Source organism: Natronococcus pandeyae (genome assembly GCF_008122205.1).
Taxonomy (GTDB): domain Archaea; phylum Halobacteriota; class Halobacteria; order Halobacteriales; family Natrialbaceae; genus Natronococcus; species Natronococcus pandeyae.
In genome coordinates this window covers 106,346-129,179 of record NZ_PHNJ01000008.1, presented here as the reverse complement: position 1 = coordinate 129,179, position 22,834 = coordinate 106,346, and the positions used below count along the sequence as shown (strand labels likewise).

Genomic DNA, 22,834 nt, shown 5'->3' with positions numbered 1-22,834 from the left:
ACTCGGTCGGAACGGTAGTAACGCTGGGTGTGAACGGCGAGGCTTTGGCCTGCTCAGCCTGTACATCTTTGTCGCGGTGGTCCGTACGGTCACGTATGTACGACTCGCTTCTCGTCGCGACGGACGGCAGCGACACCGCGTCGCTGGCCGCCGAGCACGCGATCGGTCTCGCGAAACGCCTCGACGCGACGCTCTACGGAGTCGCCGTCGTCGAGACGCGGACGGCATACGACAACGATATCGTCGACCCGGACGAGGCCGAACAGCGGCTTCGAGAGCGGGCCGAGGCGTCGCTGGCCGCGCTCGAGGAGGCGGCCGACGACGCAGGGATCCACGTGGAGACGGGTCTCCGTGCCGGCGTTCCGCACGAGGAGATCGTCGCCCACGCGGGCGAGCGCGGCGTAGACGCCATCGTCGTCGGCTCTCGAGGCCGCTCGGAGTTCAAACGCGCGCTGCTCGGCAGTACGGTCGACGGGGTCACCAGACTCGCGACGCGCCCGGTGCTGGTCGTCGGGAACGGGTAAGAGGTTTTATTCCTTCTCCGAGTACCCTTTCAGTGATGCACGACTGGATCGACAGCTACGAGGAGCGAGACTGGCAGACGACGGAGGACGGAACCGTCCGCTACGCACTGATCGGGCTCGGCTGGTGGACCGTCGACGTCGCCATTCCGGCCATCGAGTCTTCGGACCTCGGCGAGGTCTCGGTGCTGGTGAGTAGTTCGACCGAGAAAGCGGCGGAGATCGCCGAAGACAACGACGTCGAGCACGGGATCAGTTACGACGAGTACCACGACGGAGCGGCCAGCGACGCCTACGACGCGGTCTACATCGGCACGCCGAACGCGTTCCATCTCGAGTACGCCGAGACGGCCGCGGAACTGGGGAAGGCGGTCCTCTGCGAGAAGCCGATGGAGGCCACGGTCGAGCGCGCAGAGCAGATGGTCGAGACCTGCGAGGAGGAGGACGTCCCCCTGATGGTCGCCTACCGAATGCAGACGGAGCCGGCCGTTCGGCGGGCGCGGGAACTCATCGAGTCGGGCTTCGTCGGTGACCCCGTCAGCGTCTACGGCGCCAACAGCCAGCCGCTGCTCGAGATGATCCCCGACCACGACCAGTGGCGGCTCGATCCGGATATCACCGGGTACGGGACGTCGGTGATGGACCTCGGCATCTACTCGATCAACACCGCACGGTACCTGCTCCAGCAGGATCCGGTCACCGTCCAGTCACAGATGTCCTCGCATCACGAGGCGTTCGACGACGTGCCGGACGAGCGGTCGTCCTCGACGCTGCTGTTCGAGGACGACGTCCACATGATCTCGACCTCGAGCCAGCGCGCCCACGAGGATACGCACCTGAAGGTCACCGGAACCGAGGGGACGATCGAACTCGACCCGGCGTTTCACGGCGAGGCGTCGCTGCGACTCTCCCGCGGCGATCTCACTGTCGAGGTCGAGCACGGGACGTTCGACGCAGAACGAGAAGTGCAAGAGGTGTTCGACTATTTCGCGGATCGCGTGCTCACCGACGGCGAGATCCATCCCGACGGTCGACACGGACTCGTCGACATGCAGGTTATCGAGGCGATCCACCGGGCCGCAGACGAGGGAGAACCGGTCGACCTCTAACCGATTAGGTACTGCTGCGTTCTCGACCCGTTCGATTGTCGACTCGAGATTCCCGCCTGCAGTCCTCGCCGTTGGGATCGGTTCGATGACAAACACCTCGAGTAGACGTTTCACAAGATCAAAAACAGCGAAGCTACCAGATAGAGATAATAGTATGAACTTACACACATAGGATAGCTCTCCACTGAGAATTACTACTCCATAGCAGTCCCCCCGTATCAGATTCCGATCAGTCGTACAATCCAAACGCCCGAATTCACCGTCAGGAACCGTTTGGAGCAATTTCGACTGAATAGGCGAGTGGAAATGCTGGCGGCGCCCAGGCTGTTCGCAGGAATCTACGATCGTTGTACGACATTCTTAGTGACGGATAGCTACTTCATCCTTCTCTATTCAATATATGTGGTCCTTCTGTTCGGTTTCGTTCGAGTGTATTCATCTATTCCGGAACAGTAACGAGATATTCATAAGAAAAATACATATGGAACCGCGGTCTCGAGAACAGTATGAGTTCTCTACCGGTGCTCGACGAACCGCGAGCAATCGATATGCACGCGCATCAGCCGACCAGCGAATTCCTCCACGACGCCGGCGGGCAGATGATGAAGGACGCCGCCGACCGATTCGGCGCCGATCTCGAGACCGATACCTACGAGAACATGATCGCGGAGTATCGCGAGGCCGGCGTCGGCCGCGCTGTCCTGTTGGGCTGGGACGCCGAAACGAACACCGGCAATCCGCCAGTTCCGAACGACTACGTCGCGGAGGTTCGCGACGAATACTCCGATTTCTTCGTCGGCTTCGGCTCCGTCGATCCGCTCAAGGACGACTGCGTCGAGGAGGCGATCCGCTGCGTCGAGGACCTCGACCTCAGCGGGTTCAAGTTCCAGCAGATCGCACAGGGGTTCGACCCCTCCGACTCCGAACACGAGGAGCTCTGGGCGACGATCGAGGACCTCGGCGTCCCGGTCGTCTTCCACGGCGGGAACTCGACGCTCGGCGCGTGTTCGCCCGGCGGTCGCGGCCTGAAGATCAAGTACGGCAACCCGATGCTGATCGACGACGTGGCTGCCGAGTACCCCGACCTGCAGATTCTCATCGCTCATCCGGCCTACCCCTGGGAGAAAGAACAGCTCGCCATCTGCCAGCAGAAGGGAAACGTCTACATGGACCTCTCGGGATGGATGCCTAGGTACATCGACGACCAGGTGCTTCATTATGCGAAATCGCTCCTCTCGGACAAGGTGATGTTCGGCACCGATTACCCGATGCTCGAGCCCGCACCGTGGCTCGAGCAGTTCGCCGAACTGGGGTTCGACGAGGAGATCCAGCGCAAGATCCTCTGGGAGAACGCGGAGGAGTTCCTCGGCCTGTAACTCTCGTCGATCACCCCATCGTACGCGTTCCGTCCGTTCTCGCTCTTCGTTCGAGCTGTGGGAACGATGTGTGGACGAAGGATTCGACGAAATATCGATCGCATACTCGTAACCGTTATCGATACATTACAAAGGTATGGTTGTAATAGACTCTCGAAAACGATCGTCGATCATCGCCAGCGGGCGGCTCAGCGCACGGATATTCGGAACTCTTTCGTTCGAATAGCTCGAACACTATCGTTCACCGTTTCGATCGGTCGCGAGCGCCTACGAGTGAGCGAGGTTGATCTCGACCTCGTTGGTCGCGCCCAGCAAAAGCGTCGGGAGTTCCTCGGCCAACGCCGTATCGCGCAATCGGTTCGCCGGTCCCGCGACGCTGATCGCGCCGATCGCCGTTCCCGACTGGTCTCTGATCGGTGCGCCGACGGCGTGCACGCCGCGGACCGACTCCTCGTGGTTGAACGCGTACCCTCTCTCGCGGATCCCCTCGAGGCGATCGTTCAGTTCCTCGCGGTCGGTGATCGTCTGGGACGTCTTCGCGGCGAGTCCGTACTCGGTCAGGATCTCGTCGACCCGCTCGTCGGGGAGATGGGCGAGGATGGCCTTGCCGGCGGCGAACTGGTGGAGGGGTGTTCGCTTTCCGATCCGGGCGTGCGTTTTCACGGAGTGGCGGCCCTCGGCGCCGTAGATGTGAACACCCATCCCGTGCTCCTCGATGACACACCAGACCTTCTCGTCGGTTTCGGCGGCGAGTTCGTCCACCTTTGGTTTGACGACGTCGAACAGTGGATGACGGTTGCGGACGTAAACCCCGTAGTCTAGAAACCACGTGCTGATGCGGTAGTTGTGCTCCTCCTGGAGCAGGAGTCCGCGCTCCTCGAGGGTCTTCACGTGCCGGTGGACCGTGCTCTTCGCGAGTCCGAGTTCGTCGGCGATTTCGGTGATCCCGGCGCCATCCTTGCGCTTGAGAACGTCGATGATCTCGAACGCTGTGTCGACGGTTTCGACCGGCCTGTGTTTCGAGTTGCTTGTCATACGATATTAATTCGCTGGAGCTGACAAAAGTGTTGTTCCCGTAGTTCGAACGCGGTATAGATTCATTCAAATTGCTCGAACGATTGCTTATAAGACCTATACATCTCTCTCGGGACAAGATTTATTGAATATGAAAGAATCCGAATATACGGAATGGTGAACGTTGACACTGACCAGCGTGTGGTGCGGTACGTACAGTACGCGATAAAAAGCCGACACAGATCGCTGAAGGAGGTGGTTAATCGATGAGCTTCCTCTTCGGTTTTCCGACGCCAGTCGTCGAAATAATACTCGTGCTGGTCGTTCTCGTCCTCGGCCTCGCGCTGTACTTCGGATACCGATTCGAAACCGTCGAGATCGAAGAGCGGGAGACACAGTCGACCGACACAATCAGTCGGGAGGGTGCAGGTGAATGATAGTTCCATCGACAACTGTTCCGCTTCAGACGTGGGGCGAAGAACTCGGCGTCGAGTACTATTCTCCGAACGCGCTTGTGTTGTTCGTGTTCTTTTCGCTATTGATGGTCGCCATCGGAATACTGGCCGGTCGGTATCAGACCGATCGAGAGGAGTACTTCGTTGCGGGTCGGCGTGGCGGCGTCTTCGTCGTTGCGCTGGCCATGTTTGCATCAATACAGAGTGGCTGGGGAATGATCGGCGTAACGGGAACCGGCTTCGTCGTCGGGCTAGAATACATGATCATTGTCGCCGTCGGAACGCCGTTCGGATTCGTCCTCTCGTACTGGTTGCTCGGCCGAAAGATGCGAATGCTGGGTGAACTTCGCGACGCCATTACCGTTCCCGACGCGATGTACTACCGGTTCGAGGACGAACGGGTACGACTGCTCGGTGCGACCGCAGTATTGCTCGGTTGTATGGGGTATCTGGCCGCACAGTATGCAGCCCTCGGTATCGTCGGTGCGCTGGTCCTCCCTGTGAGCTTCTTCGAGGCACTCCTGATCGGCCTCGCCGTCGTCGGATTTTATACCGTTGTCGGTGGAATGCTCGCCTCGATTTGGTCCGATGCGATCCAGGGCGTGCTCATGGTCTTTGGCGCGGTTCTGACGGCGTACTATGTCATCGCGAACTATCCCGGAGGGACGGACGCGATGATCACGACGATCTCGGCCGAACAGCCCGAGTTCTTCAACTTCACCCTGCTTGGAATGGACGGACTCGGCGCGATCGGCTTTCTGCTCTCCGTCGTCGTCATTCAACTCACGGTCGCCGGACAGCCACACGCGACGACCAAGTTCTACATGATCAGGGACGTCTCGCTGCTCCGATGGGGTGCGTTCATCACGGCGTTTGCGTACATGCTGACGGCGCTGTACTGGGTCACCGCACCGTTCGTCCGGGCGGCGATCTTCGAAGGCCACGTCCCGGACCCCGGAAACCCGGACGCGGCCCTTCCGCTTGCCCTACTCGAGTTCGCCCCGGACGTCGTCATCGCGTTCGTCCTCGTCGCGATCATCGCGGCCATCATGTCGACGAGCAACGCGTTTCTTAATATGGGCGCGTCCGCGGTCGTCCACGACTACTTCCTCGAACACCGCGGCGAGGAGATCACTGACGACCAGGAAGTCCTCTACGGTCGGCTGACGACGCTCGCGATCCTCGCCGTCGCCGGGATCATCGCCGCGACGTTCCCCGGCCTCATCTTCGTGCTCGGCGCGGCCGGTTGGGCGATCTTCGCGTCGGTTCTGTTTCCGTGCGTCGCGATCGCCTACAACTGGCGGGGTGCGACCGCGGAGGGCGCACTCTGGGGCAGCGCCGTCGGTCTCGCCCTCACGCTCGTGATGGCGTACGGCGTCGAATACCTCGGATTCAGTCTCCCGCTGGGCATCCTCGGTGGCCAACTCGCGATGGTGATTGGCTACGCCGTCTTCGTCGGGGTGTCGCTCGTCACGTCGACGAACACCTACGAAGATCTCGATCCGGACATTCAGGAAGTGATGGACCTCGGTCGCGTCCGCGGCGGGACCGTTTCCTCTCCTACCGTTGCAGCCGACGGCGGCGTTGACGACTCGAGCGAAAACAAGTAAGCCGACTCGGTCGGCCCTACAATTTTCGAGCCGCGACCTCTCCTTCGTGAATCGCCTCCATGATCGTCCGAGGGGCCAACGCGTCGCCGACGATCGAAACGTCGTATCCTGCCGACTCGAGCGACGATCGAATCCCGTCGTCGGCCCGGTGGAAGCCGGCGAGTACGACGCTATCGAGGTCGGATACCGTCTCCGTCTGGCCTGCCTCGTGCAGCGTCACGTCGGGCCAGTCGATCCGCTCGGGCGTCGCGAACGCGTGCAACGAGACCGGATTGTCAAGGTCGAACAGTTCGCGGTGGAGCTTCGCCTTCGTCGGCCCGGTGAGTGCGCCGCCGGGGTCACCGCCGATCATCGCGAAGTGCACGTCCCGTCCCTCGCTCGCGAGGTGTTTCGCGGTGCCGACGCCCTTCCAGTGGTCTTCGCCGTCGTCAATGACGAGCACGCGTTCGCCCGGATCGCGGTAGTCGAGACTCGTTTCGACGTTCGGGGCGAGAACCACCGTGCTCGACAGCACGCGGGCGTCCGCCCATCCCGGGACGTCCTCGACCGTGATACCGTGGCCGCGATAGCCGCGCGGAAACGCGGGCTGACTCGAGCCCGTCGCGAGGACGACTGCGTCGGGGTCGACCTCTTCGACGAGCGCGGGCGTCACCTCGACCCCGGTTCGAGCCTCGACTCCCTCTCGCTCGAGCGCCTCGCGGAGCCACAGGATCGGCTTCTCGAACTCTCGTCGTCCCTCGAGTTCCTTCGCGAACCGAACTTGTCCGCCCAGCGTTTCGTCGGCCTCGTAGAGGGCAACTTCGTGGCCTCGCCTGGCCGCGACCTCGGCCGCTTTCATTCCCGCGGGGCCGCCGCCGACGACGAGTACGTTTCGAACGGAGTCCGCCGGCTTGAGCGTCCCGCGACCGCGCTCGGCCTCGAACCCGGTCGCGGGGTTGAGCACGCACCGACACTCCGCGCCGTCGTAGACGCGGCCGATGCAGCCCTGATTGCACCCCATACACTCGATCAGTTCGTCGAGTCGGCCGTCCTTCGCCTTCTCCGCGATCGCAGGATCGGCGATGTGACCCCGAGTCATCGAAACGAGATCGGCGCACTCCTCCTGGAGCACGCGGTCGGCGGCTCGCGGATCCGTGATTCGGCCCGTCGTCGCGACCGTGACGTCGGGATTCTCCGCTTTCACCGCCTCCCTGACGTCCTTCGCGAGCGGAGCGAGCAACTCCTGTTCGTGTTGCATGTCCGGGATGATGTAATCCTGTTTCTGGTAGGTTCCGGCCTTGACAACGAGGTAGTCGACCTGTCCGGTCGCGGCGAGTCGTCGTGCAACGTCGCTGTACTCCCCGATGTCCATTCCGCCCGGTGCTGCGTCGGTAGCGTTGATTTGGAACCCGACCACGTACTCGTCGCCGACGCGATCCCGGACGGCCTCGAGGGTTTCGAAGACGATCCGGAGCCGGTTCTCCAGCGTGCCGCCGTACTCGTCGTCGCGGTCGTTCGAGTACGGTGAGAGAAACTGCGAGAGAAAGTAACCGCCGTAGCCCGAGTGGATCTCGACGCCGTCGAACCCGCCACGCTTGATGATCTCGGCAGTCCTGGCGTACGACTCGACGATTTCGCCGATCTCGTCGTGGGTCATTTCGCGCGGCATCTCCCGATTGACTGGACCGGGGACGTCGCTCGCCGACAGCAGCGGTTGCTCCGTAAGAAGGCTGGTCATCTGACGACCGTAATGGAGGTTCTGGCAGAAGATCGGGATACCCGCCTCGTGAACGGCGTCGGTCAGCCGCCGGAGTTTCGGGATCATTTCTTCGTCCCAGCCGACGATCGCACTCCCGGTCTGCGCGGTCGGGTGGTTCGCGAGATAGGCCATCACGATCAGCCCGATACCACCTTCCGCGCGCTCGACATAGTAATCGATCAACTGTTGATCGATCTCCCGTCCCTTGGCGTAATTCGTCGTATGGCCGGTCATCATCAACCGGTTGCGAAGATCAACGTCGCCGATCGACGTCGGCTCGAACAGCCGCTGGAACTCGTATGCGTTCGGCTCTTCGTCGTCGAGTACTGCCTCGTGATCGGGCATGCGTGGCTATCCCATGGACGTCTAGGGAAATAGTCGTGTCGACGCTCAGACTGTAAAACCGGTCACGCCGCGGTTCGTCTTCGAAGCTCACGCGACTGGTCACGTGCTACTCAGAGCGGATCACCGTGTACGAACAGTCGACGTCCAGCCGCCCGCGTCTCGGCGTAGCCGTCCTCGTACTCCATCAACTGGAACAGCGCGCCGGTCGGATTACTCGGTGGAACGAACGCCTCCGTCCAGTGGTCGAACTCGGCGCGATCGACGACGGAGACGCCTTTCGCCTCGAGTGCATCGACGGCCGCGTCGAGGTCGGCGACCTCGAGCGTGACGTGGTGCAGACCGGGGCCGTTTCGCTCGAGGAAGTCGTTCAGAAACGAGTCGCCACCGTCCGCCGGTGCGATGAGTTCGAGGCGCGAGGCGTCGCCCAGGACGTACGTTGCCCAGGTGAACTCGCCGTACTCGCTTCGCTCCTCGTGGATCTTCTCGCAGCCGAGCGCGAACAGCAGTTCTTCGGCGCCCGACATCGACTCGACGGCGATACCCACGTGATCGACGCGGATCGCTGGCATCTCGGTCATACTCCCACCAGCGTGGGCTTCCATCATAGATATTCGGGGCGCGCGAACACTCCCCACGAGAGACGTGAACGGGGTGCACCGATAGAACAAAGTCGGGGGAACCCAACAGTGCAGTCGTATGATAAAACTGGTCGAGTTTCTCGTCCGCAGGGACGAGTACAGCCACGAGGAGTTCGTCGCCTGGTGGCAGGGAGATCACGCGGAACTCGCGCGCCAGCTTCCAGGGCTGCAGCGCTACAGCACGTCCCTCCCGACGAATCCCGACGCCGCGGAGTACGACGGCGTCCTCGAGTTCACCTTCGAGAGTACGGCGGCGCTCGAGGAGGCTTTCGAGTCCGAGGTCGGACGGGAAGTCCAGGCCGACGCTGCCGACTACGTGGACCTCGGCGCGGGGCCGCGGATGATCGTTGAGGAGACGGTCCACGTCCACGAGGAATGACGACGACGGCCGCTGCGCTCGTCGATACCCTGGAGGAACTCGGCGTCGAGTACGTCTTCGGGTATCCCGGCGGGCGCGTGATCGAGTTGCTCGAGCACCTCCCGAAGTCGGAGGTGGATCTCGTCCGTCCGCGCGACGAGCGCGAGGCGAGCGTCATGGCGGAAATGCACGGTCGGCTCACCGGCACGCCCGGAGTGCTCGCCGGCCAGGGGCCGTGGATCGGCAGCCTGGGGATGATCGGCCAGATGGAGGCGCGGCTCTCGTCGTCGCCGATGGTCGTCCTCACCGAGGCATCCGAACGCGGCGAGTACTCGACGCTGGCGCCGTACCAGCAGTCGCGAGGCGACTACGGCGGGTTCAGCCTGCCGAGCATCTTAGACGGCGTGACCAAGGAGTGGTGGTTCCCGCGCACGCCGATCGAAACCCTCCGATCGACGCAGTTGGCGTTCAAACACGCCGTCGCCGACCGTCCTGGACCGACAGCGATCATTCTGGATGGCGACGCGATCACCGCCGACCTTTCCGACGAGCCGACGCCGCCCGCCTGGGACGCGCGCGAACAGAGCCGGACCTGGGACGCCGCGCCGACCGCCGAGGACGTCGCGAGCGCCGTCGCGGCCTTAGAGCGCGCCGACCGACCGGTGATCGTCGCGGGCAACGGGGTCCACGCTGCGCAGGCCTACGACCGGCTCGCGGCGGTCGCCGACGCCTACGACTGCGCCGTCGTCACCTCCTATCTGGGGAAGTCGACGTATCCGGAGACCGACGACCGCGCCGCGGGCGTCATGGGCTCGTTCGGCCACGAGGGCGCGAACCGGGTCGTCAGCGAGGCCGACACCCTGCTCGTCGTCGGCTGCCGGCTGAACCCGATGGACACCAACTGGCAGGCGCCCGACTTCATCCGTCCGGAGGAGCAGACGATTATCCACGCCGATATCGACACCCGCAACGCTGGCTGGGTCTACCCCGCCGACGTGGGCCTGATCGGCGACGCAAAGGCGAGCCTCGAGGCGCTCGCCGAGGCCGGCGGCGCAGAGAACGGGTGGGCGCTCGAGCGCGCGGCTGAGGCCCGGGACTGGTTCACCGCGCCCGAATGCGAGAGCGACGCATCGCCGATCAAACCCCAGCGCGCGGCCAAGGAGATCCAGGCGGTCGTCGACGACGAGACCATCGTCACCGCCGACTCGGGGAACAACCGGTTCTGGCTGCTGTACTACCTCCAGACGCCGGCCGTCCGCACCTACTTCGGAAGCGGTGGCGTCGGCGGGATGGGGTGGGCGAATCCGGCTGCAGTGTCGGCGGCGCTGACGACCGGCAAGGACGTGATCGCGGTCGCCGGCGACGGCGGCTTCTCGATGACGATGAACAGCGTCGAGACGGCGGTCGAGTACGGCGTCGCGCCGACGTTCGTCGTCCTGAACGACACCAGCCTCGGGATGGTCCGCCAGATGCAACACGAGGACGGCGACATCGCCGGCGTCGAGTTTCACGACACCGACTTCGTGAAAGCGGCCGAAGCGTTCGGCGCGGTCGGCCGGCGCGTGACCGCTCCCGACGAGTTCGCCGACGCGATCGCGGCGGGGAAGGCGGCCGACGTGCCCCACGTCATCGACGCGCGAATCGACCGCGAGGAGGACATGGCCGACACGCTGGCCTCCTCGTTCTACGAGTCGGTCGGGGGGCTCCACGAGTGACGGCGCTCGAGACCGCCTCCGCGGCCGGACGATCCGAACGATCACCAACCTATACGTGACTGATCCGCACACTACTCAGACATGAACGACGACAACGCGACCGTACTGGTAACTGGCGGAACCGGCTTCATCGGTTCCTACGTGGTACAGGACCTGCTCGAGCACGGCCACGACGTCGTGGCCTACGACCTCTCGACGGACACGGAGATCCTCGAGAAACTCGGCGTCGCCGACGACGTCGAGGTGCGACGCGGCGACGTCTCCGAACCGACAGACGTGATCCGCGCAGTCAAGGAGACCGGCGCGACGCACATCGTCCACCTCGCCGCGCTGCTGACGACGACCGCGCGGGAGAACCCGCGCGCGGCGGCCGACGTGAACATCATGGGGACGAACAACGTCTTCGAGGCGGCCCGGACGCTCGACGACCAGGTCGAGCGCGTCGCGTGGGCCTCCTCGGCCGCGGCGTACGCGCCGCCGCACAACTACGACGCGGACTGGGTCGACGAGGACGAACTCGTCTACCCCGACACGCTCTACGGCGCGACCAAGGAGTACAACGAACACCAGGCCCGGGTCTACCACGAGGACTACGGGCTGGATCACGTCGCGCTACGGCCGACAGTCGCCTATGGCCCCTACCGTGAGACCGGGGGGTCGGCCTTCCTCGCGAACATCATCGAAAAGCCCGCGCTCGGCGAGCCCTACAGCGTCGAGTACGGCGACCAGGCGATCGACTGGCAGCACGTCGAGGACATCGCCCAGGCGTTCCGGAAGGCGGCCTTCACCCCGGAGTCGGAACTGACCCAGCGCGTCTACAACGTCCGCGGCGTGCTGGCGACGGTCCGGGAGGCCGCCGAGGCCGTCGAGTCCGTCCTGCCCGACGCCGAGATCGACGTCTCCGACGACGGCGAACTCCCCTGGACGCAGAACCTCGACATGACGAAGGCCCAAGAGGAGCTCGGCTACGAACCCGAGTACGACCTCGAGTCGGGCTTCCGGAAGTACATCAACGTGTTGCGCGAGGAGGACGGACTCGAGCCGGTGTAGCCTCCCGCTGCCCGGTCGCGACGCCTTCGCTCGTCCCGTTCGGTCGGCGCGTCCGGCGGCCACCCGTCAGTAGCCGGCAACCTATTTATCCGCGGCCGTGTTGCCGATGACCATGGCACTCGAACACACGGCAGAAGCCGACCACCCGCTCGATCCGCTCTCGGCGGACGAGATCGAATCCGCCTACGAGATCCTCACCGGGGAGCGAGAGATTGGCGACTCGAGCCTCTGCATCAAGATCGAACTGGCGGAGCCGACGAAGGACGCGCTCGCGGCCTACGACGACGGCGGCGACGCGCCGGACCGTCGAGCACGGATCGTCATCAGAGACGGGGAGGAGCGAAAGACGATCGAGACCGTCGTTTCGCTGGGAGACGAGACGGTGGTGTCGTGGGAGCACGTCGAGGGCGCACAGCCGTCGATCGCGATCGAGGAGTTCATCGCCTGTGAGGAGACGGTCAAGGAGAACTCGGAGTGGCAGGCCGCGCTCGAGCGCCGCGGCGTCGAGGACACCGATCGGGCGATGGTCGATCCGTGGTCGGTCGGCCACGAGTTCGTCCCCGAGGGCGTCGACCGATCGAAGCGGCTGGCCCACGGGCTGACCTTCCTCCGGCCGAGCGAGGACGTTGGCGACGAGGGGTACGCGAAACCGGTAACCGGCGTTCACACCTTCGTGGACCTCGACCGGATGGAGGTCGTGAAGGTCGTCGACTACGGCCCGCCGGACGAGGACGAGCCGTTCCCACCGGAGGGGATGGCCTACCGCGAGGGCGACATCGACCTGCGAGAGGATCTGACGGCGTACAACGTCGACCAGCCAGACGGCCCGAGCTGGAGCGTCGAGGGACAGAAACTCGAGTGGCAAGGCTGGCACATGCGGGTGGGCTGGACCCAGCGCGAGGGGCTCGTCCTGTACGACATCGGCTACGAGGACGACGGCGAGGTGCGCTCGATCATCGACCGCGCGTCGTGTGCCGAGATGTCGGTGCCGTACGGGACGACGGACATCAACGATCGGTTCAAGAACGCGATGGACGTCGGCGAGTACAACATCGGCCGGCTCGCGAAGTCGCTGACGAACGGTTGCGACTGCCTCGGCCACATGCACTACTGGGACGCGGTGATGAACACCGCCGGCGGCGAGGCGAACGTCCTGGAGAACGCCATCTGCCTCCACGAGGAGGACAACGGCACGCTGTGGGAGCGCAGCGACTGGCGAACCGGAAGCGACGAGGTCCGCAGGCGCCGGCGGCTGGTCGTCTCGTTCGTCGCGGCCGTCGGCAACTACGACTACATCTTCAACTGGTACTTCTACCAGGACGCGTCGATGGAGGTCGAGGTTCGGCTGACGGGGATCGACAGCGTCTCCGCTGTCGGTCCGGACGAGGATCCCTCGGGGTACGGTGAACTCGTCGCGCCGCAGCTCAACGGACCGATCCACCAGCACTTCTTCAACTTCCGGCTCGACGCGAACGTCGACGACGGCCCGAACACGCTCTACCGCGTCGAGAATCAGCAGGTCCCGGCCGGCCCGGACGGACTCGATCCGATGGGCGACGCGGACGACCGGACGCACAACCCCGGCGGAAACGCCTTCTACGCGAAGCGCGAGAAACTGGCGAGCGAGGAGGCGGCGAAGGAGCTGATCGACCCGCTGAAGGGCCGGTACTGGCAGGTCGTGAATCCAGCGGAGGAGAATCGGCTCGGTAAGTCGACTGGCTACCGGCTCATGCCCGGCGGCAACGTCGAGGCGGCGGTTCAGCCCGACTCGAGCGTGATGAAACGGTCCGGATTCATCCGCTACCACCTGTGGGCGACGCCGTTCCGCGAGGACGAGCGGTATCCGTCCGGTCGGTATCCGAACCAGCACCCCGGCGGCGCGGGACTGCCGGCGTGGACTGCGGCGGACCGTGACCTCGAGCAGGAGGACCTCGTCCTCTGGTACACGCTCGGCGTGAACCACGTCACGCGACCCGAGGACTGGCCGATCCTGCCGGTGCAGGTCTACAGCTTCAAACTGCAACCGGTCAACTTCTTCGAGGAGAGCCCGGCGATCGACGTCCCGCCCCAGCACGCGATCGAGGGCCAGGACGTCCCGGGCCACGGCGAGAGCTGCGGGGCGGACGCGGACGACGACTGAGCGGGGGCTCTTCCCTCGCTTCCGGACGCCCACTCGAGACTCAGTCTGGAACGTCGATCGACGCGTCCTTCCGCTCGAGGATGTGCCGGATTTCGTCCCCGTCGAGCAGGTCGACCAGATCCACCTCGCCGTTCCGATAGGCCTCGAGTTCCGAATCGCTCAGGTGCTGTTCGATCTCGTCGTCCTCGAGGAGCGACTCGAGGGTGTCGTCGATGTCTTCCGGGTCGTATCCGGGTACTGGCATGTGCTATCATTCGGCGCGGAGGAACTTATACGATGGCGGACGGCCGACAGCGGTACGATTTAGTAGGCTCCCCTGATACGTCAGCCCATGACGTTCTACGAGCGCGATTACATGGAGGGCACACTCGGCACGCAGGCCGTCGACTGGGAGGAGCGGATCAACACCCAGCGACTGCGCGAGGAGCGCAAGGAGCGAGCCCTCGAGCGGCTCCGGGAGACCGACCTCGGTGCAATGTTGCTCGTCTCGGATCCGAACATCCGCTACGTGACGGGGCTGGCCATGACCGGCGGCAGCGGCGCGGACCACTACACGCTGCTCACCGAGAACGGCGATATCGTCCACTGGGATACGGCCGACCACGCGAGTAACCAGCGGGCGAACTGCCCGTGGCTGCACGACATCCGGTACGCCTGTCCCGGACTCGGCAACGTGCCGCGGGCCTCCGGCAGCGCGTCGGCGCGGCAGTTCCTGCTGTCGACGATGGCCGAGACCGTCCACGAGGCGATGGCGGAGTACGGCGTCGCCGACGAGAAACTCGGCGTCGACGTCGGCAACCGGGGACTCCTCGAGGCCTTCGAGGACCGCGGCGTCGAGACCGACCCCGGGACGGCCCAGTCGGTGATGGAAGACGCCCGGAAGGTCAAGACCGAGGACGAGATCGAGTGTCTCCGACAGGTCGCGGCGATCTGTGAGGCCGGCTTCCAGCGGATCACGGATTCTGCGAGGCCGGGGATGCGAGAGAACGAGGTCTGGGGCGAAGCGGTCGAGGAACTCTGGCGCCACGGCGCCTTCGTCGGCGGCGGCTACCTCACCTCGGGGCCGAACACCTGGCCGAAACACCAGGCCAACACCACCGATCGCGCCATCCGGCCCGGCGACCTCGTCTACGCTGACTTCTACAACATCGGCTACCTGGGCTATCGGTCGTGCTACTACCGCACGTTCTCCATGGGCGAGCCGACCGAGGAGCAGAAAGAGGCGTACGAGACCGCTCGAGACAACCTCTACGACGTGCTCGAGCGCATCGAACCCGGCGCGACGACCGACGAGATCGCGCAGGGCTTTCCCGATATGGAAGGCGAGCACGCCGACTACTACGACGCGGACGAACACTGGCAGATGACCACCAACCACTGGGCCCACGGGCTCGGCCTCCAGCTGTACGAGGTGCCGCTGATCTGGCGGGGGCTCTCCCCCGACCATCCGATCGAGATCGAGGAGGGGATGACGATGGCCGTCGAGACCCAGGAGCCCGCGGGTCGGCAGGGCGTCCGCGTCGAGGAGATGGTCGTCGTCCGCGAGAACGGCGTCGAGATCCTGAGCCAGTGGCCCGTCGAGGAGATCACCGTCATTAATCACTGAGCGCGCTGTAACGTCTGCCTGGCTGTGTACTCGAGGTAGTATGCGTCACTCGCTTTGACGACGGCCCGCTCGAAACCACCACGAAAGCCCCTGACTCGCTCGACTCCCAGGCCTCGCTGCGCGCCTCACTTCGTTCGGTGCTTACGTCGGCCGGGTTCCTCGAGTGAGTCAGCCCCTTTCATCCCCACCCGCGGTGGCCTGTCCGACCAGCCGATACGGGTGGGGATGAAAGGGGCTGGCGGTATCCGGGAAGACGGGCGACGCAAGCACGCGACTGGAAGGAGCGCGCACAGCGAGCCCTTCGACTGGATACCGCCAGGGGCTTTCGTGGTAATCTCAACGGTAACAGAAGGACTCAAATCGAATCACAACACCACCACTAGCTGGTTCGCCAACCATTAAGCCGGTTCCGCGTGATACCAGAAGTATGAAACTCGGGACTGGTCTGTTCACCGCCCAGCGGCGGCCCGACGACGACCGCGAGCCCAGCGAACTGTACGACGGCGTACTACGGCTGACCCGCGAGATCGAGGACGCGGGCCTGGACAGCGCGTGGGTCTCCGAACATCACTTCGAGGAAGACGGCTACCTCTCCGGGACGATGCCGACGCTTGGGGCGATGGCCGCCGAGAGCGACGACCTCGAGATCGGGAGCTGCGTCGCGCTCGGCCCGCTGTACGACCCGATTCGGCTCGCCGAAGATTCGGCGACGGTCGACCTGCTCTCGGACGGGCGGCTCACGCTCGGCCTCGCCATCGGCTCGAACCCGCGGGAGTTCGACGCATTCGGCGTGCCACAGGACGAGCGCGCCGAACGCCTCGAGGACCTGCTGCCGTTCCTCCGGGGCGCTTGGGGCGACGGGCCGCTCGAGTACGACTCCGACTTCCACGACGTGCCGGCGGACGTCTCGATCACCCCGAAGCCGACCGGCGGCGACGTGCCGGTCATGCTCGGCGGGGCGGCCAAACCCGCCGTTCGCCGCGCGGCGCGAACTGCGGACGGCTGGTGCGCCCCATCGGCGCTGTCGCTCGAGGGCGTCCGGAAGCGCGTCGAGGACATCCGGCGGGTCCGCGAGGAGGAAGGCCTCGAGGGAGAGTTCACGATCTACGTGCTCCAGCACGGCTGGGTGGGCGACTCCCGCGAGGAGGCCTGGGAGGCGATGCGCGACGGCTACTTCTACCTCCAGCGGCGCTATGCGGAGATCTTCTCCGGCGAATCGGTGGACGAACTGGACGACGAGCGCAAGCGGGAGCTGAAAGAGCAGGCGATCTTCGGGACGCCCGAGCAGGTCGTCGACGAGCTCGAGACCTACCGCGAGGCACTTGGCGACGACGTGCACTTCATCCTCCGGACCTACTATCCCGGCGTCGAGACCGACGAGATGGTCGACTGCGTCCATCGACTCGGCGACGAGGTTGCACCCGAACTGCGGTAACTCGAGTCGAATCGCGGGAGAACAGAACTAACCGGTTTTGTAGACGCCGCGCGCGTCCGCGATCAGCGTATCGCTTTCGGCAGCGTAGACGTCGACGTCGACGGTCCCGACGTCGCTGCCACAGCGCACGACGTCGGCCTCCGCGTAGAGGTCGCCCGTGCCGGCCGACAGGTAGTCGATGCGCATGTCGATCGTCGGCACCGGCTGATCGACCAGCGAGACCAGCGCCGCGCCGCCGACGGTGTCCGCGAGCGTGAACGTGACGCCGCCGTGGGCCATCAGCTCGTCCTCGTTCCACGAGAGTTCCTCGGTCATCTCGAGGCGACCCTCGGCGTGGCCGTCGGCGCACTCGGTGACCTCGATTCCCAGCAGGGACGCGAAGGGCATCCCCTCGAAGAACGCTTCGGTGTCCATGCAACACGGTGCCGCACGAATCATAATAAAAGTAGTAGATAATTCACAACGTCCGCTGCAAGCGTGCGTCAGCGGTGATCGTAGACGCGTTTGACCTTCCCGACCTCCGTCCGTTCGATCGTTCCGTACTCGACCAGCTCGAGGGCGTCCGGCCGGAACGACAGCGTGTTCTGCAGCCGCTCGTAGATCGCCTCGCGGAGCGTCTCGCGATCACCGTCGAACCCCTCGACCAGTTCGACCGTCAACTCGAGCGTATCGAGGTTCGACTCCCGATCGAGGTCGATGCGGTACTGGGGCGCCACGTCGTCGAACTCGAGGACGACGTCCTCGATCTGGCTGGGGTACAGATTCACGCCGCGGACGATCAGCAGGTCGTCGGCGCGGCCCGTGACACTATCCATGCGAACCATCGTCCGGCCGCAGGCACACTCTTCGTACGTGAGCGACGTGAGATCCCCCGTCCGATAGCGCAGGACGGGGAGCGCCTCCTTCGACAGGGAGGTCAACACGAGTTCCCCCTCTTCGCCCTCCGGCAGGGGTTCGCCCGTCTGCGGGTCGATAATTTCGGGGTAGAAGTGATCCTCCCAGATGTGCATCCCGTCCTGGGCCTCGCGGCACTCGACGGCGACGCCAGGGCCGATCAGTTCGGAGAGGCCGTAGTTCTCGATGCCGGTCGCGTCGAGTCGCTCCTCGATCGCCTCGCGCATCGGCTCGGTGCAGGGTTCGGCGCCGTAGAGCACCGTCGAGAGCGGAAGCTCTCGAGGATCGATCCCCATCTCCCCGGCCGTCTCGGCGAAGTAGAGCGCGTAGGAGGGCGTACAGCCGATGGCGTCGCTTTCGAGGTCGCGTGCGAGTTCGACCTGGCGCTGGGTGTTGCCGCTGCCCGTCGGAATCACCGTCGCGCCGAGTGCTTCGGCACCGTCGTGAAAGCCCAGCCCGCCCGTGAAGAGGCCGTAGCCGTAGGCGTTCTGGACGGTGTCGCTCGAGTCGATCCCCGCAGCGACCATCGACCGGGCCATCACTTCGTTCCATAGCTCAAGGTCGGCCTCAGTGTAGCCAACGATCTTCGGTTTGCCGGTCGTCCCGGAGGACGCGTGAATCCGCAGGAGTTCGTCGTCGTCGACGGCGAAGAGGCCGTCGGGGTACTCGTCGCGGAAGTCCTCCTTCGTCGTGAACGGCAGCTGCTCGACATCGTCGATTCGGCCGATATCGTCCGGTAGAATGCCGGCCTCGTCTAGACGCTCCCGGTAGAACGCGACGTTCTCGTAGGCGTACTCGACGGTATCGCGGAGTCGCTCGGACTGCAACTCCCGCAGTTCGTCTCGAGGTGCGCGTTCGATACTCTCAACCATAGGCTCGTACTCGTGTACACGGAACAGAGTGTCAAAGCTCTTGGTCCGTTCGTCACTCCCGCGGAAGATAGTCGGTCGTCGGCCGCTCTACTCGAACTTCTCGAACGGCTGCTCGCAGGCGTTACAGTAGTGCATCGACCGGCAGAGCGACGGCCCCTTCGGGTGTTCGCGGACGGTGTTCGTCGACTCGCAGTAGGGGCACTCTGCGCCCGCCTCTTCGCCGCTGGTCGTCACGCTGGGGTCAGGTTTTCTCATATGCTCAGTCCGAACTCGCGCAGGTCGTCCTTTCCTCGCTCGGTGACCATCTCGATCGTCCACTCCGGACTCCAGACGAGCCGCAGTTCGGCGTCCTCGACGCCCTCGACCGCGGCGGCCGCCTCCTCGACCTGGTCCGTGAGCATGTCTCGAGCCGGACAGCCCGAGTAGGTCAGCGTCATGTCGACGGTCGCGACGCCGTCCTCGACGCTGACGCCGTAGATCAGCCCCAGGTCGACGATGCTGATCGGCATCTCTGGGTCCTCGATCTCGTAGAGGGCGTCCCACACGTCGGCCTCGAGGCCGGTCGCGTCCTCGCCAGTCGCGGGGAGGTCGTCGTCGCCCTCACCCTCGCGGTAGTCGGTGTACGCACAGGGCGTCGCGTCGGTCTCGGGGTCCGGAGTGTTGCTGCTCATTCTGGTTTCTCCATGATTTTGGTCGTCTCGCTGCGCCCGAGTTCGCGGTAGGTGTGGGTAAACTCGTCGTAGAGGTCGACCCACGCGTCGGTGTGGCTCCCGTCCCGGCCGCGCTCCTCGGGGAGCATCTCCTGGGTGACCTCGAACTCGAACTCGTCGTCGTCCATCTGGCCGCTCTCGGGAACGTCGAGGTCGAGCGACTCGAGGTACGGGACCACGTTCGAGAGCCACTCCTCGCCCATCTCCTCGAGGGTCGCATCGCGAAGCCCGAGGTCGACGATGTCGCTTTCCACGTCTCGATTGACTGGTTCGAAGATCGTCAGTGCGTGCGGGAACAGCCGGTCGAGCGCGTCCTGCAGGCGCTCGTGGCCCTCGTCACCGTCGGCGAGCCGTTCGAGCCAGCTCTGGGCGTGCTCTAAGTGGTACTCCTCCTCGCTCTGGATCTTGCCGACTCGGTCGGCGATCTTCGGGTACGTCGACTCCTCGAGCGCCTCGAGGCGGAGCTTCTCGGCGACGTCGTAGAGGTACGACCGGAGGATCGGATCGGCCCAGTCGCCCTCCTCGAAGGGCAGTTCGACTAACGTGGCGTGCCGGAAGTCCGCCGGATCGCGCTCGTAGACGAGGTCCTGTTCCTCGTAGCCGAGATCTTCCAGGACGTCGTACCACAGGCGGGCGTGGCCGAGTTCGTCCTGGGCGTTGTTCGACAGCGCGAGGTCCGACTCGAGGCTCGGTGCGCGGACCTGCCACTCGGTGTAGCGTTCGGCCAACACGAACTCGTCGTCGGCCAGTCGCTTCAGTAGCGTCTCGAGGGCGTCACGCTCGCGGGCGTCGAGGTCGTCCGGATTCTCGAGGCTCGCTGTCATCAGTCGTCACCCCGCTGTCGCTCGGCAGTGGCTTGCTCGTCTTCGGACTCGACGACCTCGACCGCGTCCTCGCCGGTCGTGTTGTACGCCGTCGCCCACCGGTAGGCCTTGTCCGTCGTCCCGCCGAAGGCGACGTCCTCGGCGTCGATCTCACCGATCTCCTCGCTGGGGACGACCCAGAGGCTGTTGGTGGGTTTTCGGCGGCCGTGCTGGATGGCTGCGAACTGCTTGGCCATCTCCCGGTCCGGCGCGTGGACGTTCCCACAGTGAGTGTGGTAGTTGCCCGCTTTCTCCTGGCGGAACACTTCCCAGATCATGATCAGTCGGCCGCCTGCGGCGCGTGGCCGCCGGCGGCTGTGGCGTCTCCTTCGATCGTGTCACGAACCCACTGGACGGCCTCCTGTGCAGCCTTCCGGCCGTTGATCTGGCCGAGACCGGGTTCGTAGTCGTTCTTCGCGATGGTGAAGAACTCGTCCCAGTCGAGGTCCCCCTCCTCGACTTCGTAGGTGCCGTCGTCGAGTTCGCGAATGCGCGGTTCGTCGGGGATCTCGAGGCCGTACTTCCGCGCCTTCGGGATGTACTGGTCGAGGAAGGCGTTGCGAAGCGCGTCGTTGGACTGCTGTTTCAGCCCCACGGAGGCCGCGAAGTCGTGGTGGGTGCTCTTGTCGTCGGTCGGTCCGAAGAACTGGATGATGCGCGGCCACCACTCCTCGAAGGCCTCCTGGGTCATCTGCTGTTCCTTGCGCGAGCCGGTCATGAGCTCCCTGAGGATGTCCTCGCCGTGCTTGACGTGGAACCCCTCTTCGAAGCACACCTTGTCCATCGCGTGGGCGTAGGGCTCCCAGCTGGTCCGGCGGAGCGTCGCCTGCCGGCGCATCGCGGCCCCGTCGACGAAGAAGGCGATCATCGGCGTCTCGACCCAGTCCTCCATCGGGTAGTGGAAGCAGTTGAGGAACTTGCCGTCGCCGTTGGCGAGGTCGTCTAACATCTCCTCGCGGCTCTTGATCCCGAGCGACTCCGCTGCGCGGTAGAGTAACTGGCCGTGACCGATCTCGTCCTGAACTTTGGCGGAACAGGCCAGCTTCCGGTCGATACTCGGTGCCTGCCGAATGAACGGGCGCTCCAGATACGCACCCATGATCTCGCTGTTCGCGTGGAACTCGATCATTCGAGTCGCCGCCTTCCGGTACTCCTCCGGGAGGTCGTCCGCGGGGCTAAACTCCCGCGGCCCCGCGCGTTCTTTGACTGTGTCCAGCTCCATATCATTATAAACCACGATAGTTGCGCCCTTAGCAGTTAACCGCCATATGAACGGGTTTTAAATACCGGTGTCACGTAGAACGACGCACAGTTCCACATGATCGACGAGTGTCTCGCCGTGGAGTTCAGGGTCCGAAACGACGACTGTCCGCTCTCGGAGGCGACACGGGAGGTCGACGTCGAAATCGACGCCCGGGCGCCACAGCGGCGCAGCGACGGCTACGACCTCCTGCAGTTCAGTTCACCGACCTCCGACCGGCTTACGAACGTCCTCGACGAAGACGACCGGATCTCCTACCTCCACGTCTCGAGAACCGACGGCCGCTCGCGATATCGGTGTCTGTCGAAACACCCGTGCGTGGTCCGCAGGTTGACCGACGGCGGCCTCATCGTCGAGACGCTGCGCTACCGCGACGGCGCGGCGACGATCTTCGGCGCGGTCGTCGGCCGCGACGTCCTCAAGGGGGTCATGGAAGCCGCCGGCGAGACCGTCGGCGTCAAACTCGAGCGGGTCTACCCCCTCGAGTCGGAGGCGACGGAGTCGCCCGGCCAGCGGTGGGATCTCACGCCGGCCCAGGAGGAGTGCCTCCGGACGGCCCTCGAGATGGGATACTTCGCGATCCCACGACAGGCCAGTTCCGAGGCGGTCGCCCACGAACTGGGGATCAGCAAGTCGGCGTTCCTCGAGCGACTCCGCCGCGCCGAGGCGTCGCTATTCCGCCAGATGTTCCGCTAGATACTTTTGCTCGGGGATCGGTGTGCCACGGTATGACGGACCAGATTCGACAGCATATCGAGGGCGACGCCTACTGTGAGACGCTCGGAATCGAACTTCGCTCCCTCGAGCCGGGCCTGGCGCGGATGCAACTCGAGGTCACCGAGGATCTGACGAACTTCCACGGCACCCCTCACGGCGGGGCGATCTACTCGCTGGCCGACGCGGCGTTCGCCGCTGCCTCGAACTCCCGCGGTGAGACGGCGGTCGCGCTCGAGACGAACATCTCGTACCTCGAGGCGGTCGACGTCGGAACCGAACTCACCGCGACGGCGACGGAGACCCACGCCTCGGGCCGGACCGCCGAGTACGAGGTCGTCGTCACCGACGAGGACGAAGAGCGGGTCGCGACGTTCCGCGGGCGCGTCTACAAACCCTGAGCGGCGAGT

General features: G+C 64.6%; 24 protein-coding genes. 13 read left to right on the top strand and 11 right to left on the bottom strand.

Annotated features, from left to right (window positions below; translation table 11 throughout):
• The first annotated feature begins 95 nt into the window (after positions 1-95).
• The 3 genes from CV102_RS15475 (at position 96) to CV102_RS15465 (ending at position 3,006) form a co-directional block, all read left to right on the top strand.
• Positions 96-524 carry a universal stress protein gene (locus tag CV102_RS15475; RefSeq protein WP_148858918.1) on the top strand — a complete coding sequence of 143 codons (429 nt, stop codon included), beginning with the start codon at positions 96-98 and terminating at the stop codon, positions 522-524.
• 35 nt (positions 525-559) lie between these two features.
• Positions 560-1,630 (top strand): D-xylose 1-dehydrogenase Gfo6, encoded by a 1,071-nt coding sequence (gfo6, locus tag CV102_RS15470; RefSeq protein ID WP_148858917.1) that lies wholly within the window; start codon positions 560-562, stop codon positions 1,628-1,630.
• Positions 1,631-2,136: 506 nt separating this feature from the next.
• Positions 2,137-3,006, top strand: coding sequence for an amidohydrolase family protein (locus CV102_RS15465; RefSeq protein WP_148858916.1), 870 nt, complete (start codon positions 2,137-2,139; stop codon positions 3,004-3,006).
• 267 nt (positions 3,007-3,273) lie between these two features.
• Here the strand turns inward: CV102_RS15465 and CV102_RS15460 are convergent, their stop codons facing one another.
• Complete coding sequence (locus tag CV102_RS15460; protein ID WP_148858915.1) at positions 3,274-4,041, bottom strand: IclR family transcriptional regulator; 768 nt, start codon at positions 4,039-4,041, stop codon at positions 3,274-3,276.
• Positions 4,042-4,286: 245 nt separating this feature from the next.
• Here CV102_RS15460 and CV102_RS26050 point away from each other — a divergent pair, with 245 nt between their 5' ends.
• Both CV102_RS26050 and CV102_RS15455 read left to right on the top strand, forming a co-directional pair.
• On the top strand, positions 4,287-4,457 hold the full coding sequence (locus CV102_RS26050) for a hypothetical protein (RefSeq protein ID WP_187432992.1): 171 nt from the start codon (positions 4,287-4,289) through the stop codon (positions 4,455-4,457).
• On the top strand, positions 4,454-6,085 hold the full coding sequence (locus CV102_RS15455) for a sodium:solute symporter family transporter (RefSeq protein WP_148858914.1): 1,632 nt from the start codon (positions 4,454-4,456) through the stop codon (positions 6,083-6,085). The genes CV102_RS26050 and CV102_RS15455 overlap by 4 nt, the downstream gene beginning before the upstream one ends.
• A gap of 16 nt (positions 6,086-6,101) precedes the next feature.
• Here CV102_RS15455 and CV102_RS15450 read toward each other — a convergent pair whose 3' ends face one another.
• Complete coding sequence (locus tag CV102_RS15450) at positions 6,102-8,168, bottom strand: oxidoreductase (RefSeq protein WP_148858913.1); 2,067 nt, start codon at positions 8,166-8,168, stop codon at positions 6,102-6,104.
• A gap of 110 nt (positions 8,169-8,278) precedes the next feature.
• The gene (locus CV102_RS15445; RefSeq protein ID WP_148858912.1) at positions 8,279-8,746 is read right to left on the bottom strand and encodes a VOC family protein; all 468 of its coding nucleotides are present in this window, start codon (positions 8,744-8,746) and stop codon (positions 8,279-8,281) included.
• Positions 8,747-8,864: 118 nt separating this feature from the next.
• On the opposite strand from CV102_RS15445, the gene CV102_RS15440 reads away from it, so the two are divergent.
• From CV102_RS15440 to CV102_RS15425, 4 genes are all read left to right on the top strand, one after another.
• Complete coding sequence (locus CV102_RS15440) at positions 8,865-9,185, top strand: EthD family reductase (protein ID WP_148858911.1); 321 nt, start codon at positions 8,865-8,867, stop codon at positions 9,183-9,185.
• On the top strand, positions 9,182-10,879 hold the full coding sequence (locus CV102_RS15435) for a thiamine pyrophosphate-binding protein (RefSeq protein ID WP_148858910.1): 1,698 nt from the start codon (positions 9,182-9,184) through the stop codon (positions 10,877-10,879). Before CV102_RS15440 ends, CV102_RS15435 begins: the two co-directional genes overlap by 4 nt.
• An 81-nt stretch (positions 10,880-10,960) precedes the next feature.
• A complete protein-coding gene (locus tag CV102_RS15430) occupies positions 10,961-11,929 on the top strand; it encodes an NAD-dependent epimerase/dehydratase family protein (RefSeq protein ID WP_148858909.1) in 969 nt (322 codons plus the stop codon).
• A 112-nt stretch (positions 11,930-12,041) separates the two neighbouring features.
• Positions 12,042-14,069 (top strand): primary-amine oxidase, encoded by a 2,028-nt coding sequence (locus CV102_RS15425; protein ID WP_148858908.1) that lies wholly within the window; start codon positions 12,042-12,044, stop codon positions 14,067-14,069.
• A 40-nt stretch (positions 14,070-14,109) separates the two neighbouring features.
• Here CV102_RS15425 and CV102_RS15420 read toward each other — a convergent pair whose 3' ends face one another.
• Positions 14,110-14,313, bottom strand: a complete 204-nt coding sequence (locus CV102_RS15420; RefSeq protein WP_148858907.1) for a hypothetical protein — start codon at positions 14,311-14,313, stop codon at positions 14,110-14,112.
• Between the two features lie 87 nt (positions 14,314-14,400).
• Here CV102_RS15420 and CV102_RS15415 point away from each other — a divergent pair, with 87 nt between their 5' ends.
• Both CV102_RS15415 and CV102_RS15410 read left to right on the top strand, forming a co-directional pair.
• Positions 14,401-15,675 carry a M24 family metallopeptidase gene (locus CV102_RS15415; RefSeq protein WP_148858906.1) on the top strand — a complete coding sequence of 425 codons (1,275 nt, stop codon included), beginning with the start codon at positions 14,401-14,403 and terminating at the stop codon, positions 15,673-15,675.
• A gap of 427 nt (positions 15,676-16,102) precedes the next feature.
• A complete protein-coding gene (locus tag CV102_RS15410) occupies positions 16,103-17,110 on the top strand; it encodes an LLM class flavin-dependent oxidoreductase (protein WP_148858905.1) in 1,008 nt (335 codons plus the stop codon).
• Between the two features lie 27 nt (positions 17,111-17,137).
• Here CV102_RS15410 and CV102_RS15405 read toward each other — a convergent pair whose 3' ends face one another.
• From CV102_RS15405 to paaA, 7 genes are all read right to left on the bottom strand, one after another.
• Positions 17,138-17,524, bottom strand: a complete 387-nt coding sequence (locus CV102_RS15405) for a PaaI family thioesterase (protein WP_148858904.1) — start codon at positions 17,522-17,524, stop codon at positions 17,138-17,140.
• A gap of 68 nt (positions 17,525-17,592) precedes the next feature.
• Positions 17,593-18,876, bottom strand: a complete 1,284-nt coding sequence (gene paaK, locus CV102_RS15400; RefSeq protein ID WP_148858903.1) for a phenylacetate--CoA ligase PaaK — start codon at positions 18,874-18,876, stop codon at positions 17,593-17,595.
• Between the two features lie 87 nt (positions 18,877-18,963).
• Positions 18,964-19,131 (bottom strand): 1,2-phenylacetyl-CoA epoxidase subunit PaaE, encoded by a 168-nt coding sequence (gene paaE, locus CV102_RS26045; RefSeq protein WP_187432991.1) that lies wholly within the window; start codon positions 19,129-19,131, stop codon positions 18,964-18,966.
• Positions 19,128-19,547: a 1,2-phenylacetyl-CoA epoxidase subunit PaaD gene (paaD, locus tag CV102_RS15395; protein WP_148858902.1), complete on the bottom strand. Its 420-nt coding sequence runs from the start codon at positions 19,545-19,547 to the stop codon at positions 19,128-19,130. Before paaD ends, paaE begins: the two co-directional genes overlap by 4 nt.
• Entirely contained in the window at positions 19,544-20,410 is an 867-nt protein-coding gene (paaC, locus tag CV102_RS15390) for a 1,2-phenylacetyl-CoA epoxidase subunit PaaC (RefSeq protein WP_148858901.1), read from the bottom strand. The genes paaD and paaC overlap by 4 nt, the downstream gene beginning before the upstream one ends.
• A complete protein-coding gene (paaB, locus tag CV102_RS15385) occupies positions 20,410-20,727 on the bottom strand; it encodes a 1,2-phenylacetyl-CoA epoxidase subunit PaaB (protein ID WP_148858900.1) in 318 nt (105 codons plus the stop codon). The genes paaC and paaB overlap by 1 nt, the downstream gene beginning before the upstream one ends.
• A 2-nt stretch (positions 20,728-20,729) precedes the next feature.
• Positions 20,730-21,671 (bottom strand): 1,2-phenylacetyl-CoA epoxidase subunit PaaA, encoded by a 942-nt coding sequence (gene paaA, locus CV102_RS15380; protein WP_148858899.1) that lies wholly within the window; start codon positions 21,669-21,671, stop codon positions 20,730-20,732.
• Between the two features lie 96 nt (positions 21,672-21,767).
• On the opposite strand from paaA, the gene CV102_RS15375 reads away from it, so the two are divergent.
• A complete protein-coding gene (locus CV102_RS15375) occupies positions 21,768-22,406 on the top strand; it encodes a helix-turn-helix domain-containing protein (RefSeq protein WP_148858898.1) in 639 nt (212 codons plus the stop codon).
• 32 nt (positions 22,407-22,438) lie between these two features.
• Positions 22,439-22,825, top strand: a complete 387-nt coding sequence (gene paaI, locus CV102_RS15370) for a hydroxyphenylacetyl-CoA thioesterase PaaI (protein WP_148858897.1) — start codon at positions 22,439-22,441, stop codon at positions 22,823-22,825.
• Positions 22,826-22,834: the final 9 nt, after the last annotated feature.

Excerpts from the sequence above, each read along its gene's own strand:
- CV102_RS15410 (WP_148858905.1), top strand. The coding sequence starts at position 16,103 with ATGAAACTCGGGACTGGTCTGTTCACCGCCCAGCGGCGGCCCGACGAC.
- CV102_RS15420 (WP_148858907.1), bottom strand. The coding sequence starts at position 14,313 with ATGCCAGTACCCGGATACGACCCGGAAGACATCGACGACACCCTCGAG.
- paaA (WP_148858899.1), bottom strand. The coding sequence starts at position 21,671 with ATGGAGCTGGACACAGTCAAAGAACGCGCGGGGCCGCGGGAGTTTAGC.
- paaI (WP_148858897.1), top strand. The coding sequence starts at position 22,439 with ATGACGGACCAGATTCGACAGCATATCGAGGGCGACGCCTACTGTGAG.
- CV102_RS15465 (WP_148858916.1), top strand. The coding sequence starts at position 2,137 with ATGAGTTCTCTACCGGTGCTCGACGAACCGCGAGCAATCGATATGCAC.
- paaD (WP_148858902.1), bottom strand. The coding sequence starts at position 19,547 with ATGAGCAGCAACACTCCGGACCCCGAGACCGACGCGACGCCCTGTGCG.
- CV102_RS15475 (WP_148858918.1), top strand. The coding sequence starts at position 96 with ATGTACGACTCGCTTCTCGTCGCGACGGACGGCAGCGACACCGCGTCG.
- CV102_RS15445 (WP_148858912.1), bottom strand. The coding sequence starts at position 8,746 with ATGACCGAGATGCCAGCGATCCGCGTCGATCACGTGGGTATCGCCGTC.
- CV102_RS15440 (WP_148858911.1), top strand. The coding sequence starts at position 8,865 with ATGATAAAACTGGTCGAGTTTCTCGTCCGCAGGGACGAGTACAGCCAC.
- paaE (WP_187432991.1), bottom strand. The coding sequence starts at position 19,131 with ATGAGAAAACCTGACCCCAGCGTGACGACCAGCGGCGAAGAGGCGGGC.
- CV102_RS15455 (WP_148858914.1), top strand. The coding sequence starts at position 4,454 with ATGATAGTTCCATCGACAACTGTTCCGCTTCAGACGTGGGGCGAAGAA.
- CV102_RS15405 (WP_148858904.1), bottom strand. The coding sequence starts at position 17,524 with ATGGACACCGAAGCGTTCTTCGAGGGGATGCCCTTCGCGTCCCTGCTG.
- CV102_RS15450 (WP_148858913.1), bottom strand. The coding sequence starts at position 8,168 with ATGCCCGATCACGAGGCAGTACTCGACGACGAAGAGCCGAACGCATAC.
- CV102_RS15460 (WP_148858915.1), bottom strand. The coding sequence starts at position 4,041 with ATGACAAGCAACTCGAAACACAGGCCGGTCGAAACCGTCGACACAGCG.
- paaC (WP_148858901.1), bottom strand. The coding sequence starts at position 20,410 with ATGACAGCGAGCCTCGAGAATCCGGACGACCTCGACGCCCGCGAGCGT.
- CV102_RS15435 (WP_148858910.1), top strand. The coding sequence starts at position 9,182 with ATGACGACGACGGCCGCTGCGCTCGTCGATACCCTGGAGGAACTCGGC.
- paaK (WP_148858903.1), bottom strand. The coding sequence starts at position 18,876 with ATGGTTGAGAGTATCGAACGCGCACCTCGAGACGAACTGCGGGAGTTG.
- gfo6 (WP_148858917.1), top strand. The coding sequence starts at position 560 with ATGCACGACTGGATCGACAGCTACGAGGAGCGAGACTGGCAGACGACG.
- CV102_RS15375 (WP_148858898.1), top strand. The coding sequence starts at position 21,768 with ATGATCGACGAGTGTCTCGCCGTGGAGTTCAGGGTCCGAAACGACGAC.
- paaB (WP_148858900.1), bottom strand. The coding sequence starts at position 20,727 with ATGATCTGGGAAGTGTTCCGCCAGGAGAAAGCGGGCAACTACCACACT.
- CV102_RS15425 (WP_148858908.1), top strand. The coding sequence starts at position 12,042 with ATGGCACTCGAACACACGGCAGAAGCCGACCACCCGCTCGATCCGCTC.
- CV102_RS15415 (WP_148858906.1), top strand. The coding sequence starts at position 14,401 with ATGACGTTCTACGAGCGCGATTACATGGAGGGCACACTCGGCACGCAG.
- CV102_RS15430 (WP_148858909.1), top strand. The coding sequence starts at position 10,961 with ATGAACGACGACAACGCGACCGTACTGGTAACTGGCGGAACCGGCTTC.
- CV102_RS26050 (WP_187432992.1), top strand. The coding sequence starts at position 4,287 with ATGAGCTTCCTCTTCGGTTTTCCGACGCCAGTCGTCGAAATAATACTC.